We start from the raw sequence: 15,473 nt of genomic DNA, 5'->3' as shown, positions 1-15,473 counted from the left end.
TTGGTCCGCCGCTCCCCCTCCCGCGACCAACCCCACGCACGGACAGGAGCGTCCGTGTCGATGGGGCACCGGGTCGCGGAATGCCGTGGGTGCCAGGAGAGCGTGTGGATTTGCTCGCAGCGACAGCGAGGATTCAACCTCTGCTGTCCCCCTCGTCACGAGACCGCACGAGGGGGCGGTTTGCTACCCCGATGCGTCCCGCTTGTCAAGCGGCGGCGCCGCCGCGCCAGCGGTCCATGTTCCCGCGAGGTTCCCGCGAGCTGCCCGCGCTTTTCCGGTCGTTTCGCCCTGGATTGGACGCGTTCCGACAGCGGGCGGGGGGGCGCGCGGCGCGGGCGAGCGCTCCGTGCCGCGCCGTGTCCCGGCCTCCACGATGACGTACACTCCGCCCGTGCGAACCGCCTTTCTTACAGCACGCTTCGCCTCGCTCTCCGCATGTTGCGCAGGATTCGCCGTCGTGTCCGCCTGCATCGCCTCGGCGCCCGAGGGCATCCGCCGGCAGACCGACGGTGACGGAGGCGGCGGCGACTTCGGCGTGGACCCGCAGGCCACGGCCTCGTCCACCAGCGCCGGGCTGCCGAGCGCCGATCCGCACGCGCTGCTCGGCGCCGACCCGACGCACGGGCCGTTCAACGGGGGCCAGCGCGTCCTCCTCCACGGGAACGGCTTCAGCTCCAGGGTCCGCGTCTGGTTCGGCGACGTCGAGGTCGATCCGTCCGCGATCGTGCCGATCGATCCCAGCCGGGTCCAGGTGGTCGCGCCCCCGGGCGCGGCAGGGCCGGTCGAGCTCGTCGCACAGAACGGCGACGACACGTCGACCCGGAGGGCGCTGCCGGGCGGCTACGTCTACGACGCGCTGTACGCGTCCCCGTCGAGCGGGCCGATCTCCGGCGGGACGACCATCGAGCTCATCGGACAAGGGACGCGATGGGACGCGACGACCATCGCGAGGATCGATCAGAAGCCGTGCACGTCGCTCGCGGTCGAGGGGCCGACCCGGCTTGTATGCACCGTGCCCCGGGGAACGCCGGGCGCGAAGACGATCGCGGTGACCACCGGCGGCGAGACGATCCTCTTGCTGGACGGCTACACCTACGAGGACAGCACGAACGGCTACAAGGGCGGGCTCAGCGGCGCGCCGCTCGCCGGGCGGCTCAGGGTCCTCGTCTACAACAACTTCACCGGCGACCCGATCCCGGGGGCGCGCGTCGTCGTGGGCAGCAGCCTGACGTCCGCGATCATCGGCGAGGCGGACGCGTCCGGCGTCGCCGTGTTCGAGGACGCCTCGCTCGACGCCCCGCGGACCGTCACGGTCGCCGCGACGTGCCACAGCCCGATCTCGTTCGTCGATGTGCCTGTCGACACGGCGACCGTGTACCTGGATCCGGTGCTCACGCCCGCCTGCGGCGCGTCCGGCGATCCGCCGCCGCCTGTCGGCGGCAAGGTGGGCACGGCCGGGGTGATCGACGGCGAGCTCGTCTGGGACGAGTCGCTGGACCCAGGCGGCGCCGCGTGGAGCAACGTCCCGACCCCGCAGCGCGAGACCGAGCGCCAGGTCGCGTACGTGTTCACGACGGGGAGCGATCCGCTCGCGACCTTCAAGTTGCCGTCCGCGATCCAGGCGATCACCCCGACCACGCCGGGGGACCTCGGGCACGGGTTCACGATGTACCTCGCCCCCGGCAACCGCTCGCTCTATGCGCTGGCGGGCCTCGAGGATCGATCGGTGGTCCCGCCGCGGTTCACGGCGTACGCCATGGGCATCGTCCGCGGGATCCCGGCGCTCCCCGGCGAGGTGACGAGGGACGTGTTCGTGCGGATGAACCAGCCCCTCGATCACGCCCTCGCGATGGACGTCACCGCGCCCACGAAGGGCCCCAAGGGGCCGGACCGCATCCAGGCGAACGTGTCGCTGATGATCGGCAACGACGGGTTCGCCACGCTGCCGATCGGCGCCCAGAGCCCGCTGATCCCGTTCGACGGGAGGCTGACGTTCGTGGGCGTCCCGCCGCTCACCCGCGATCTGCTCGGCGCGAGCTACCACTCCTCGGCGCGCGCCGTCACCGGCCAGGCCGGGCTCACGCCGCTGTCCGTCGTCGGTCGGATCCTCTCGACCACCACGAGCGAGCCCGTGCGCGTCGGCGACTTCGTTGGCGTGCCGACCCTGGAGACGCCGGCGCAGAACCGCGCCTGGGACGGCGCGCACCTGGCCACCACGTTCAGCGCGGGCGCGCCCGTCGACCTCAGCGTCTACGACATCGCGAGCGGGAACGGGCTCATCCGGTGGACCATCGCCGTGCCGGCGGGATCGCACGCGATCGAGGTGCCGGACATCCGGCAGCTCGGGATCGACAACGGCGCGATCCCGCCGGGGCCGATCACCGTCGGGGTGTACGGGGCGCGGATCGACGGCTTCGACTACGGCAAGCTCGTCTACCGGCAGCTCACGCCGCAGGGGATGGCGGCGTACTCCCTCGACAGCTTCAGCGCGCACCTGTGATGAACAAGCCGGTCCACACCACGCGCGCTCGCCGGGTAGGGCGCCGCGCGCGACGATCCGCGGCGGCCGCGGCCCTCACGGTCGCCGCGCTGCTCGGGCTCGCGCTCTCGCCGAGCTGCTTCGACCGCGGCACGCGGTGGGGCGACATCCCCGACGAGCCGCCGCCCCCGCCGCCGTGCGCGACCGGCGAGATCCGGTGCGGCGTGGTCCTCGCGCGCTGCGAGGAGACCGGCGCGGGGCCGGCCTGGGTGACGGTCGACGACTGCGCCGCCCAGGAGCTCGTGTGCGCGTCGGTGGAGCTCGGATGCAGGCCGTGCGTGCCCGGCACGACGACATGCCGGGGACAGGAGGTCGTGACGTGCGAGCCGGACGGCAGCTTCGGCGGCGTGCTCGACACGTGCGACACGGGCGCCGGCGAGGCGTGCCGGGGCGGGAGCTGCCTGCCGCTCTGCGCCGTCGCCGAGGTCGAGCGGAGCAACGTGGGGTGCGAGTACTGGGCTGTCGATCTCGACAACGCGCGGATCGACGCGACCAGCAACGCAGCGGCGCAGCAGTTCGCTGTCGTGATCTCGAACCCGCAGCCCGACGTGCCGAACGAGGTCCACATCTTCCAGGACGACGGCGCGCCGGGCGATCCGCCAGCGCCCGTGGAGATCGCGAGCGCGATCATCGCGCCGCTCTACCTCCAGGTGTTCAAGCTCGGGCCGCGCGAGGTCGACGGCAGCCCCGAGGGGGAGTTCAACACCGGCACGCACACGGCGCTCACGCGCCACGCGTACAAGATCACGTCGAAGTTCCCCGTCGTGGCGTACCAGTTCAACCCGCTGGAGAACGTCAACGTGTTCTCCAACGACGCGTCGCTCCTGAAGCCGCGCGAGGCGCTGACCTACAACCCGGGCGTCATGTCGACCGCGTACGTCGTGACCGGGTGGCCGCAGACCATCGCGAGCACCGACGACCCGGACACGAACTTCAACCCGCTGAACCCGATCGACCTGCGGGCGTTCCTGACCATCGTGGGGACGCGCGACGGGACGAAGGTGCAGGTGCAGACGACGGCGAAGGTGGTCGGCGGCGGGCCCGTGCCGGAGACGCCGGCGAGCGGGTCGATCGAGGTCGAGCTCGGCGCGTTCGACGTGCTCAACCTGGAGACCGGCGGGTTCAACGCGGACTTCACCGGATCGATCATCAAGGCCGACCAGCCGATCGCGGTGTTCACCGGCGGCGAGGCGTCGGACGCGCCCCACTTCAGGACGCTCGCGGACCGGCGCTGCTGCGCCGACCACCTCGAGGACCAGCTCGACCCGATCCGCGCGACGGGCAAGCGGTTCGCCGTGCCGCACTCGCCGAACCGGTCGCAGACGGTGAAGGAGGCCGGCGCGCGCATCGAGATCGTGCCCGAGCCGGAGTACGTCAGGATCGTGGCCGCCACGAGCAAGGGCGCCGAGATCACGACGACCCTGCCGCCGCCGGACGACCGGATCACGCTGTCCTCGCTGGGCCAGCTCCACGACGTGACGGCGTGGGGCGACTTCCTGATCGAGAGCTCCGAGCCGGTGATCGTGTCGCAGATCATGGCCAGCCAGAACGCGACCGGGGTCAGGCAGGGCCTGCCGGGCGGAGACCCGAGCCTCCTCATCCTGCCGCCCGTCGAGCAGTTCCGGCAGGACTACGTGTTCCTGACGCCCGACAAGTACGCGTTCGACTTCATCTCCGTGATCGCGCCGCCGTCCGCCGTCGTGCAGCTCGACGGCGTGAAGCTCGGGGCGGAGGAGTGCGAGATCGCGCCCGCGGACGGCCTCACGGACGAGCAGCGCGGGCGCGGCGCGCCGCCGTTCGTCGTGTACCGGTGCCAGCTCGGCTTCGCGACGATCGATCCGGAGAAGCAGGCGCCCGACAACGTGCTGCCCGGGAGGCAGCGCGACGGCGTGCACCGGATCGCGGCCTCCGCGCCCGTGGGGCTGCTCGTGACGGGGTTCGACTCGTTCGTGAGCTACGCGTACGCGGGCGGCACCGAGCTCCGCGAGATCGCGGCGCCGGACTGAGCCGGCGCGCGGTCACCGTCGCCTCGCGCCGCCCGTCACTTCGCGCCGTTGCCGAGCAGCCCCTTCAGCTTCACGACGAGCTTGAGCGCGTCGAGCGGCGCGAGCCGGTCGACGTCCACCGAGCGCAGCGTCTCGATGACGGCCGCCTGCTCCGGCGGCACCGCCGCCTGCGCCGGGACGAAGAGGTCGAGCTGCGCGGCGCCCGAGCGCGAGCGGCCGCGCAGCGAGGCGTGCTTGCCGCCCGGCAGCGCGGCGCCCGACTCCAGCGCCGCGAGGATCGCCCGGGCGCGCGCGAGCACCCCCTCGGGGACGCCCGCGAGGCGCGCGACCGCCACGCCGTAGCTGCGGCTCGCGGGGCCCGCCTCGAGCTTGTGGAGGAAGATCACGTCGTCGCCGTGCTCGCGCGCGGCGACCGAGTAGTTGGCGATGCCCGGCGCGCGCGCCGAGAGCTCCGTCAGCTCGTGGTAGTGCGTCGCGAACAGGGCGCGGCAGCCGACCGCCTCGAACAGGTGCTCCGCCACCGCCCAGGCGATCGCGAGGCCGTCGTAGGTGCTCGTGCCGCGGCCGATCTCGTCGAGGATCACCAGCGAGCGCCGCGTCGCGTCGCGGAGGATCTCGGCCGTCTCCCGCATCTCGACCATGAACGTGCTCTCGCCGCGCGCGACGTTGTCGCTCGCGCCGACGCGCGAGAGGATCCGGTCGACGAGGCCGATCTCCGCCTCGCGCGCCGGCACGTAGCTGCCCATCTGCGCGAGCACCACGATCAGCGCGACCTGGCGCATGAGCGTCGACTTGCCCGCCATGTTGGGGCCTGTGATCAGCCAGAGCCGCTCGCCCGCGAGGTCGAGGCGGGTGTCGTTCGGCACGAAGTGCCCCGCGGCCGCGAAGCGCTCGACCACCGGGTGGCGGCCGTCGCGGATCGCGAGCGCCTCGCCCGAGGTGACGTGCGGCCGCACGTAGTCGTTGCGGTGGGCGACGTCGGCGAGGGCGGCCGCGACGTCCCACGCCGCGAGCCTGCGCGCGAGCGCGCGGAGCCGGCCCTCGCTCTTCGCGACGAGGGTCCGCAGGCGCTCGAAGATCGCCGTCTCCCGCTCCAGCGCGCGCGCCCCGGCGTGCTCGATCTTGTCGGCGAGCTCGTCGAGCTCGTCGCTCGTGTAGCGCTCGCCGGTCGCGACGGTCTGCTTGCGGCGGAAGGTCTCCGGGACCTTGCTGACGTGCGCGCGCGTCACCTCGATGTACCAGCCGAACACGCGCGTGTACTTGACCCGGAGCGACGGCGCGCCCGTCTGCGAGCGGAGCTTCGCCTCGAGCGCGAGGATGAGCTCGGTCGCGTTCTTCTCCACGGCCCGCGCCTCGTCGAGCTCCTTGTCGTACCCCTCGCGGAAGATGCCGCCCTCGCGCGCGTTGGGCGGCGGCCGCTCGATCAGCGCGGCGGTCAGCTCGGCGCGCACGTCGGCGGCGAGATCGAGCGCCGCCGCCTCGGCGAGCAGCGGCTCCGCCGCCGCGCTGCCGAGGTCGGGGATCGACCGCACCGCGGCGACCGCCGCCGGGGCCGCCGTGAGGCCGTCGCGAAGGCAGCCGAGGTCGCGCGGGGTCGCCTCGCCGAGGAGCGCGCGGACGCTGAGGCGCTCGAGGTCGCCGACGCCGCCGAGCGCCTCCCGCAGCTCGCCCCGGGCGCGCGGGTGCGAGACGAAGAGCTCCACCTCGTCGAGGCGCCTGCGGATCCCCGCCACGTCGGCGAGCGGGGTGAGCAGGCGGCGGCGCAGCAGGCGGGCGCCGCCCGGGGTGACCGTGCAGTCGACGACGTCGAGCAGCGTGCCGCGGCGGCCCCCGTCCGCGGCGCGCACGAGCTCGAGGTGCGACTGGGCCGTCTCGTCGATGCGCAGCGTGCCCGAGGTGTCGTGCGGGGCGATGCGGCGCACCGGGATGCGCGCGCCCGGGCTGCAGCGGCGCGCGAAGCGCAGCGCCCGAGCCGCCGCGCGCACCGCCGGGAGCGGGTGCTCGGCCAGCGCCGCCGCCGAGATCGGCTCGAGCGCGGCGTCGTCGAGGATCGACGCGATCTGCGCGCTGTCGAGATCGTCGTCGTCGCGCAGCGCCGCGCGGCAGGCGAGCGACGTCGCGGCCGCGCGGACGTCGGGCAGATCCCGGGCGATCAGCGCCTCGCGCGGGTCGGCCCGGGCGAGCTCCGCGAGCAGCGTCGCGGCGTCCGGGATGGAGGTGGCCGAGAGCTCGCCCGTGGAGAGATCGAGCAGCGAGAGGCCGTACGGCCCGCCCGTCGCGCCGCCGTCGCCGCGGGGCGCGCCGCCCCCGTCGACGGCGGCCAGGTAGTGGTTGGCGCGCGCGTCGAGCTGCTCGCTGTCGGTCACGAGCCCCGGCGTGACGACGCGCACCACCTGCCGCGGCACGAGCCCCTTGATCTTCGAGGGATCCCCGCACTGCTCGCAGATCGCCACCTTGTGGCCGAGCGCGAGGAGCCGCGCGATGTAGCCGTGCGCCGCGTGGTGCGGGACGCCGGCCATCGGGATCTCCTCGGGCTCCCCCTTGTTGCGGCTCGTGAGGGTCAGGTTCAGCGCGCGCGAGACGAGGACCGCGTCGTCGTTGAACATCTCGTAGAAGTCGCCCATCCGGAAGAAGAGGATCGCGTCAGGGTGAAGCGCCTTCGCTTCCTCGTACTGGCGCATCACCGGCGTCAGCTTCTTCCTGGCCGCGGGCTGCTCGGACGGATGCATCGCCGGCGTCTTAGTCTCGACGCCCGATGAGGTCTACGCGGGATGCGCGCGTTGACTTCGCGGTTTTTGTGGAAAAATCGGCGTCGAATTCGGAATGCCGCGTGGGCCGACGCGCTCGCCCAGGGGTGGCTGCGCGTGAGCGCCGCGCGCTAGGCGCGCGGGCTCGACGAGCGGCTCACCTGTACCGGCGCCTCACGCCGACGCTGCGGGCGCTCAGCAGGATGAGGCCCTGGAGCGAGCCGTCGGTGATGGCGAGCTCCCCCGTCGCGGGGACGAGCCGGATGGCCTGCGGCTGCAGCTCCACGAGCTCCACGCTGTCGCTGAGCCGCACGAGGAGCGGCGTGAACGCCCCCTGGGTGGTGAAGCGGAACTGCATGTCCTGCTCGGGCACGCCGCCCGTGACCGCGAAGCGGAACATCGGGTTGACGAAGGCGCCCAGGTCGCCGTCGGTGACCCGCCCGTCGTCGGGCGTGTGCGCGACGCGCCCGTTGAGCCGCGCGAGGCGGTCGTCGCACGCGTTGCGGCACCGGCCCGTCTCCGGGTCGGCGACGACGTGGTGCAGGAAGCCGGCGCCGCCGCTCTGGACAACCCACTGGCCCGCGGCGCGGACGCCGAGCTGCACCTCGCCGCCGAAGCAGCACGCCGCGAACGCGACCTCGTCGACCGCCGGATCGCGCGACTCGAGCGTGAGGTGGTCCTCGTAGGCCTCGACCACGCGGAGCCCCGGGCGCGACGTGATGACGCTGCCGTACTTCGCGTTGCAGCTCTCGAACGAGCACACGTCCGACTCGAGGTTGTCCCAGTACGCGGCGTCCTCGGCGGGGAGCGCGGACGTGATCTGCACGAAATCGGCGAGCTGCGCGGCCCGGGCCGCGGCCTCGCGATCCTCGACGCCGGCGGCGCGGAGCTGCTCCTCGACGCTGGCCTGGCTCTGCACGCCGCGGTGGCAGAAGCGCGCGTCCGCGCTCCCCACCGCGCCGTCCTCGCCGAAGCTGACGAACGTCCGGGTGAACCCGGGGAGCACGCCCTCGTAGGTCACCGTCCATGTCTCGTTGGCGAGGTGCACCCGCGGATCCTCGAGGTTCATCGACAGCGCGTGCTGCGGATCGCCGGACCTCAGCACGAGCCCCTGCTCGTCGAGCAGGGTCTGGCCGCTGTCGGCCGCCTCGATCGGCTCGCGCACGACGCCCACCGCGAGGGTGAGCGCGGCCGCGTCCCCGGACGGGAACGTGGCGCGCATCTTCGGGCTCTCCGCGGAGAACGGCACGACCGTGCCGGTGCGGTCGTAGAGGACCGGCAGGCCCTGCACGCCGGGCTCGAGCTGGCCGGAGCTGTCGCTCGTCACGATGTAGTTGGCCGAGCGGAGCGCGTGCGGGGTGACGACGTTGCAGGAGACCTCGCCGCTCGTCGCGAGCGGGTCGCCGGTCGGCGCGCCCTCGCCGCAGCCCGCGCGCGCGCTGCCGATCGCGGGCCCGCGGCAGTCCGCGTCGAGGTCGTCCACGTCGACGATCGCGACGTCGCCGTTCGTGAGCACGAGGTAGCCGAACGAGCCCCGGAGCTTCAGCGGGCCGGCGCCCGCGTCGCGATCGGACGACGTACGGTACAGCGTCTCGATGTCGCACGAGGCGACGTTGCTGTCGCACGTCCTGAGGCGCGGATCGGGATCGCACCGGATCCCCTCGGGCGCCACGCCCGTCGCGGGCAGGCTGGCGGGGGCCTCGCGCTGCACGACGGCGAGGTCGCGGACGGGCGCCGGCAGGCGGATCCGGTCGGGCGGCTGGAACGGGTTCCACTCCGGATGGGGGCGCGAGAGCGGCGCGCGGCTGGCGGCGCCGTCGCTCACGTCGAAGACCATCACGCTGCCGTCGCCCGCGTCGACAGCGTAGAGGTAGCGGCGGAAGTCGGGCGGCGACGCCTGGCTCACAGCGACGCGGCTCGTCGTGACGACGCGCTCGGGGTCGAGCGTCGACGCGGGCAGGAGCGGGGGCAGCTCGATCGGCTCGCACGGCGTCGGGAGATCGACGACGTGGATCACCGGCGCGTCGAGATCCGCGACGAACAGCCGATCGCCGGCCAGCGCGAGCCCCGCGGGCCGGGGCGCCTCGACGGCCTGCGCCGGCCTGGCCGAGGCCGCCGGCGCGACGCACTCCGGGCCGTGCGGCGCGGCGCCGGGCGGCGCGGCCGGCGGGAGCGTGACCTGGAGGGGGACCCACCGCTCCACCTCGCACGGCGCGAACCCGCCCTCCGCGTACCGCTCATCCTCGAGGAGCGTCTGCGCGTCGATCACGGCGAAGCCGCCGAGCTCCGGCATGCTCACGAGGAGCTTCTGCCGGCCGAGCCCTTCCTGGCTCAGGTCGCCGCTCGCGCTGCCGCACGCGTCGCCGGTCGTGTCGGCCTCGCCGGGGCTCGCCGGGTCGATGTCGTAGTCGCTCGAGCACGAGCTCCGCAGCTTGCCGTCGGGGCCCGGCGGGTCGGAGACGAGCAGGATCTCGCCCGGCGGCGAGCCGAGCGAGCAGGAGGGCCACGAGGTGAGCGCCGGGACCGGGCACCCCTCGCGCGGCAGCACCCTGGCCGACGGGAGCGCGAAGATCCCCTCGCGCCCGGGCTCGGCCACGGAGACGAACGACGCGGTGCCCCCGCGCGTCGCGACGATGTCGACCGGCTGCGCGCCCACCGGGAGGAAGCTCGCGCCGGGCGTGCCGGAGTCGAGATCGAGGATCGGCGAGCGCTCGGTGGTCATGTCGATGACCGCGACCTCGCCGCGCGACGTCTGCGTCACGAGGGCGTAGAGGTGCGGCAGCTTGGCCCTGCCCCCCTCGTCCTCGTCGACCTCGAAGTCGCTGGGCGAGTCCGCTGTGCGGGTCGAGCAGTCCGTGATCGGGAGCGAGCGCAGGACGCCCGGCTTCCCCGGATCGGGCTGGTCGATGGCGAGGCAGACGAAGGCGCTCCGGCCGGACTGCGCGAGGGCCTCGACGTCGACCGGCGTGGCCTCCCCGGCGCACCCGGCGAGCGCCAGGACGGAGGTGGGGGCGAGGAGCGCGGCGCGCGGCTTCATTGGGACTCCCGGGGCGGGACGGGCTTGCCCACCGTGAGGATCATCGATCCGAACGTGTTCGCCTTGCGCATGTCGAGATCGACCACGCCGAGGTACGAGTCGGTGAAATGCGCGATGTACATGAGGGAATAGGGTTCGCAGGCGTCGTCGCCCGGCGAGCAGTCGCAGCGCTCCTTCTCGGCGCCGCACGTGTGGCCCGTGTCGAACGCGAGCGCCTGGGGGCCTCGCCCGGTGCGGATGACGGCGTCGATGCGGCGCGCCTCCGGGTCGTAGGAGAACGCGAGGCCCGAGTCGAACGCGAGCGCGAAGACCCTCCGGTGGCGCGCGCCGTCGGCGCCGATCACGTCGCCCACCTCGACGCGGGACGGGTAGGCCGCGAGCGGCGCGGCGTCGCGGATCGCGAGCGTCTCGTACGCCGCTGCCCACCGGTCCTCGGGGTTGATCGACTCCCGCTCGATCAGCGTCGTGGTGAGCTCTCCGATGATCAGCGAGTTCGGGTAGCGGTGCGCCACGAACACCTGGATCGGGATCGCCGCGCACCGCGCCAGGCACTCGAGGTCGGCGTCCCCGCAGCCCGCCTCGCACGCCTGCCGCTCGCTCGCGTCGACCGCGATCCCGCGGGAGTCGGCGCCGCTCGCGAGCGCGCTGATCCGGGTCGCGCTCGACTGGAACAGGAGCGCCGGCGCTGGGTCCACGGTCTCCTGGTACCGGAGCAGATCGAGCTGCGGCGCCGCGACATACGTGAGCGCGAAGGCGGGTTGGTAGTCGATCGCCTTCTCTTGTGCCCTGAGCTGGCTGACGAGGCGCGGGGGCGGCACGGCCGCGAGCTCCGTCGGACCGGGGGCGAGATCCGTGAGGATCCCGGCGAGCTGGGGCCTCGTGCCGCTTGCTCCTGCGCCCTCCCACGGGTTCACGATGACGCTCGCGATGTTCGCCACCTGGTGCGAGACGACGATGCTCCGCCCGTCAGGACCCGCGGCGATCCCGAACGGCTCGAGCGGGAGCTTGCGCCGGATGCGCTCCTGGCCCGGATCCTCGCCGATGCGGTGATCCTTCGCGCAGCGCCCGCCCGTCGCGGTCGCGCCGCAGTCGAGCTGGAAGCAGGCGTCGCCCTCGCAGCGCTGCGCCGCCGGGGCGTCGGTCCGGTCGTCGGCGACGTCGAAGAAGGTCACCGAGGGGTCGCCGCGGACGGGCACGAACAGCCGCGCGAGCGGGCCCTCGGTCACGGCGACCTCGGCGAGCGGCCTGTGCACGAGGGCGAGGTTGGACGCGAACGCGCCGATCACGGCGGAGCGACGGACGATCTCCTCGTCGCCGTCAAGGGTGGAGGTGTCGAGCGGCCCGCACGGCCCCGGATAAAGGAGCGGCGCGGCGTTCGGGCCCAGGCCCGCCGCCTCGCACGCCGCGCTCACGCTGGCGCCGGCGCCCGCCTCCGCCGGGTTGAGCGACGCCTGGAGGCCGAGCGCCCGCCGGCGCAGCCGCTGGAGATCCAGCGCCTGGACCGTGCCGCCGTTGAACTGGAGATCGAAGTCCGAGTTCGCGACGTAGAGGACCCGGCCGCCGGGGGAGGCCGCGATGCCCGCCGGGAAATAGAACCCCTCGACCGGCGGCGGGAAGCCTTCGCTGTCGACGAAGCAGCCGGCCACCCCGAGCCCGCCCACGATCGAGGCCGCGAGGCCTGCACCAAGAATGCGAGGTGTCCGGAGAAGTGCGCAGGCGAGCGTCATGCGGGCGCGGAGACTAGTCAGCACCACGAGCACTGGCAACCCGCTCCAGGAGTTCGTTTGCGGCGGACGCGCGCCCAACACGCCAACCCCCGCGCGCCCCGCGAGGCGCCGCCAGACGGCGGCGAGCGCGCCGCGCGGATTCCGTGTACGGGTGTACCGAGGAGGGGCGCCGCCGCGAGCGCAGGGACGCCGGGCGCGAAGACGCCGTCAGCCCCTCGGCTCCAGCAGGGGAGCAGGGAGAGCCGCGCCGTGCGCAGCATGACGTCGTCGACGTCGACGCGCGGCGGGCTTCCCGGCGGGAAAGCGGAGGAGCGCGCTCTCCTGCGCGCCTGCCGCAGCGCAGCACGGGCGCAAAGCGGGCCGGCGAGCGGGCGCAGCTCGGCGAACGACCTGCTCGCGGCTCGCTGTGGCGCCCGTCCGCCATCGGTCGCGCGCCGCGCAGGCGCCCTCCTGCGCTGGCAGGTGCCGAGGTGCGCCCCGGCAGCGCCGCTGTGCGGGCCGAGGGCCAGGAACGTTCGCCGTCGTCCGTCCCCCTGCATGTTGCTCTCGGAGACGCGGCGCGCCTTTGCTACGTTGGTCGCCGGGACATGGCCGATCTCGCAGCCGCCCTTGTCATGGGAATCGCCCTTCTCGGGCTGATCTATTGGTATTTTCGTTCAAACAACGGCGATCGGGCCCGCCCGCGCGCGGCGATCGCGCCGTCGCAGGGTGGCCCAGGAGCCCATGCCCTCGACGAGGGGGAGGCAGATCTCGAAGGTTCGACGACGAGTCCGGGCGCAGTCGGCCCGCAGGACGGCACGCGCGTGCCCGCGAGCGAGAGCTCCCACGCGAAGACAACGGGAGGACACGGCCGCGCGGAGCGGGTCTCGAGCGCCGAGTGGAAGCGCACGACCGGGTCGTCGCGCCGCGACGACGACGACGACGCGTTCGACGATGATGACGACGACCTCACGCTGATCACGCTGGCGCCGCCGGAGGTGCTGCAGAACGCGATCAAACGCCCGAGCGCCCCGTCTTACGGCGGCGACGAGGAGGACGATGACGACGACGATCACGAGCGCGAGGAGCCCTCGGCCGTCCCCATCATCTACGACGACGAGGCAGCCGTCGACGAGCCGACCAGCTCGTCGCCGCTGCTGCTCATCAGCGCCGTCGGACAGACGGACCCCGGCCAGAAGCGCAAGAAGAACGAGGACTGCTATCTCTGCCTGGACGAGCACTACCTGTTCGCCGTGGCGGACGGCATGGGCGGCCACGCGGGCGGCGACGTCGCCAGCCGTCTCGCCGTCGACACGATCGCGCGGGCGTTCCGGGACCCGTCGTTCGTCGACAGCGACGCGGAGCGCGCCTACCCCGATGTCCCCCGGCGCGGCAGCGAGCTCGCGGTCGCGATCCAGCGCGCGAACCAGGCCATCTACGATCGAGCCCACGCCGAGCGGAGCCTCAGCGGCATGGGCACGACCCTCGTCAGCGCCCGCTTCTCGCCCAACAAGCAGCGCCTCTACATCGGCCACGTCGGCGACAGCCGGTGTTACCGCCTGCGCGACAACGAGCTGACGCAGCTCACCACCGATCACACGATGGGCGCCGCGGGGATCACCGGACCGATGGCGAACCACCTGAGCCGCGCGATCGGGATCTCCCCGGCGGTCAAGGTCGACCTGATCATCGCTCGCCCCCACCCCGGCGATGTCTACCTCCTCTGCTCGGACGGCCTCTCCAAGATGACGACGCACGAGGCCATCCGCGACATCCTCCTCGCCGAGCCCGATCCCGAGAAGGCGTCCCAGGCGCTCATCGAGAAGGCGAACGCGGGCGGCGGGCGCGACAACATCACCGTCATCCTCGTCCGGGTCAGCGACCCCAAGGACCTCGCCCGCCTCGCCTCGCGCGCCGGCGTCGGCGCGGCCTGACCGCTCGCCGGCCGCTCTCCTTCTCTCCCTCCCCCTCCCCTCACTTCAAGATCGATCGTCTCGGGCCGCGCGGCGCGCGCGGCGCGCGCGCCGCGTGAGCGACGGAGCGCGCCAGTGCGCCCGCGGCCGGATCGCGATCACCTCCGGATTGCAGCCTTTTACGGCCAACGGTCCTCGTTTGCCACGAAGACAGGCGTGCTCGTGGGATGGACCGCGGAGCAGCGATATATGGGTGACTGGCGACAATCGTCACGAATAACGCTCACGCTCGACCGCAATCGCATTGCGATCCCATTGCGTCACGTGGCGCTCGATTACCATACATACGGCGCACGACGGGCTCGAGATCGCGTAAAAAGAAGCGCCGTGCGATCTTGACGCGCTGTGACTCGAGAGCTCTCAATGGCTGCCACCAACGACTCGCTCAGCGGAGCCATTGACCCGGGATGCAACGACCCTTTCTCTTCAACATCGTATTGGCCTCTCTCCTGCTCGGCGCGCCCGCGTCCGCGGCGGAGCCGGCGCGCCGCGTCCTGCGGTTGCAGTACAGCGAGGAGGCGCGCGCGGCGGCGTGCCCTGGAGAGGCCGCGCTGCGCGAGCAGATCCAGGCGCGCACGGGGTACGACCCTTTCCGGGAGGACGCGCCCGAGGAGGTCGCGGTCGCGATCGTCCCTCGCGGCGCCGACCTCGTCGCGACCGTCAAGTACCGGGACGCAGCCGGGAACGTCTCCTCTCAACGCGAGTTCGACGTCCCGAGCAGCGACGCCGCGTGCGGGCAGCTCACCAGCTACGTCGCGCTCTCGATCGCCTTCGCCCTGACGCCGTTCGGGCTCGACGAGCGAGCTCCCGCGGCGGCGGCGCCCTCCGAGGTCGCGCTGCCGGCGACGCCGCGGGCTGCGGGCGCGGCGCCGCGCCCGCAGCCCGCGATCGCCCCCGGCAAGCCGCTGCACTCGACGCAGATCAGCGCCGGCGCGCTCGCGCGGATCGGGGTGACCGGCGAGGTGCTCGGCGGCTTCTCCTGCGCTCTCCGGTCGCGCCTGTCGAGGAGCGTGAGCCTCGCTCTCGAGAGCCGGAACGTCTTCCCCGCGTTCGCGCCAGGCGCCCGAACGGGCCGCGCGGGAGCGGATCAGGGCGCCTCGAGCTCTGCCGGAGGCTCGGCGGAGCAGGCGCTGTACACGCGGTCGATCGTGTCCGGCGCCATCGCCTCGTGCTTCCATCTGCGCGACCCGTTCGTCGGCTGCGGCCTCGTGGAGGTCGGCACGCTGCTGCTCTCCGGCCAGCCCGGCGGCGACCTCGACACGATCCTGCTGATCATGGCGCTCGGGGTCCGCGGCGGGGCCGAGGTCGCGCTGAGCGACACGTTCTGGTTCTACGCCCACGGCGAGCTCCTCTCGGCGTTCAGGCTCCAGGACGCCCCCGCCATCGACGCCCTGAGGACACCTCGCCTGACGGCATCGGTCGGCGCCGGGCTGCTCGCGGGCTTCTGAGCGCGCCGGGGGTGCGC

General features: G+C 73.2%; 7 protein-coding genes. 4 read left to right on the top strand and 3 right to left on the bottom strand.

Annotated features, from left to right (window positions below; all coding sequences use genetic code 11):
- Positions 1–457: 457 nt before the first annotated feature.
- Entirely contained in the window at positions 458–2,500 is a 2,043-nt protein-coding gene (locus WMF42_RS15160) for an IPT/TIG domain-containing protein (RefSeq protein ID WP_437692634.1), read from the top strand.
- On the top strand, positions 2,500–4,545 hold the full coding sequence (locus tag WMF42_RS15155; protein ID WP_437692632.1) for an IgGFc-binding protein: 2,046 nt from the start codon (positions 2,500–2,502) through the stop codon (positions 4,543–4,545). The genes WMF42_RS15160 and WMF42_RS15155 overlap by 1 nt, the downstream gene beginning before the upstream one ends.
- 35 nt (positions 4,546–4,580) lie before the next feature.
- Here the strand turns inward: WMF42_RS15155 and mutS are convergent, their stop codons facing one another.
- From mutS to WMF42_RS15140, 3 genes are all read right to left on the bottom strand, one after another.
- Entirely contained in the window at positions 4,581–7,274 is a 2,694-nt protein-coding gene (gene mutS / locus WMF42_RS15150) for a DNA mismatch repair protein MutS (protein ID WP_061606224.1), read from the bottom strand.
- Positions 7,275–7,449: 175 nt separating this feature from the next.
- The gene (locus tag WMF42_RS15145; RefSeq protein ID WP_437692630.1) at positions 7,450–10,329 is read right to left on the bottom strand and encodes a hypothetical protein; all 2,880 of its coding nucleotides are present in this window, start codon (positions 10,327–10,329) and stop codon (positions 7,450–7,452) included.
- Complete coding sequence (locus WMF42_RS15140; RefSeq protein ID WP_061606222.1) at positions 10,326–12,056, bottom strand: hypothetical protein; 1,731 nt, start codon at positions 12,054–12,056, stop codon at positions 10,326–10,328. Before WMF42_RS15140 ends, WMF42_RS15145 begins: the two co-directional genes overlap by 4 nt.
- A gap of 614 nt (positions 12,057–12,670) precedes the next feature.
- On the opposite strand from WMF42_RS15140, the gene WMF42_RS15135 reads away from it, so the two are divergent.
- Both WMF42_RS15135 and WMF42_RS15130 read left to right on the top strand, forming a co-directional pair.
- Entirely contained in the window at positions 12,671–13,969 is a 1,299-nt protein-coding gene (locus WMF42_RS15135) for a PP2C family protein-serine/threonine phosphatase (protein ID WP_437692628.1), read from the top strand.
- A 446-nt stretch (positions 13,970–14,415) separates the two neighbouring features.
- Positions 14,416–15,456, top strand: coding sequence for a hypothetical protein (locus tag WMF42_RS15130; protein WP_437692626.1), 1,041 nt, complete (start codon positions 14,416–14,418; stop codon positions 15,454–15,456).
- Positions 15,457–15,473: the final 17 nt, after the last annotated feature.

The sequence above is a fragment of the Sorangium sp. So ce176 genome, assembly GCF_051519835.1.
GTDB lineage: Bacteria > Myxococcota_A > Polyangia > Polyangiales > Polyangiaceae > Sorangium > Sorangium cellulosum_G.
Note: the sequence above shows the minus strand (reverse complement) of the source record. Positions and strands in the feature narration are given on the sequence as shown.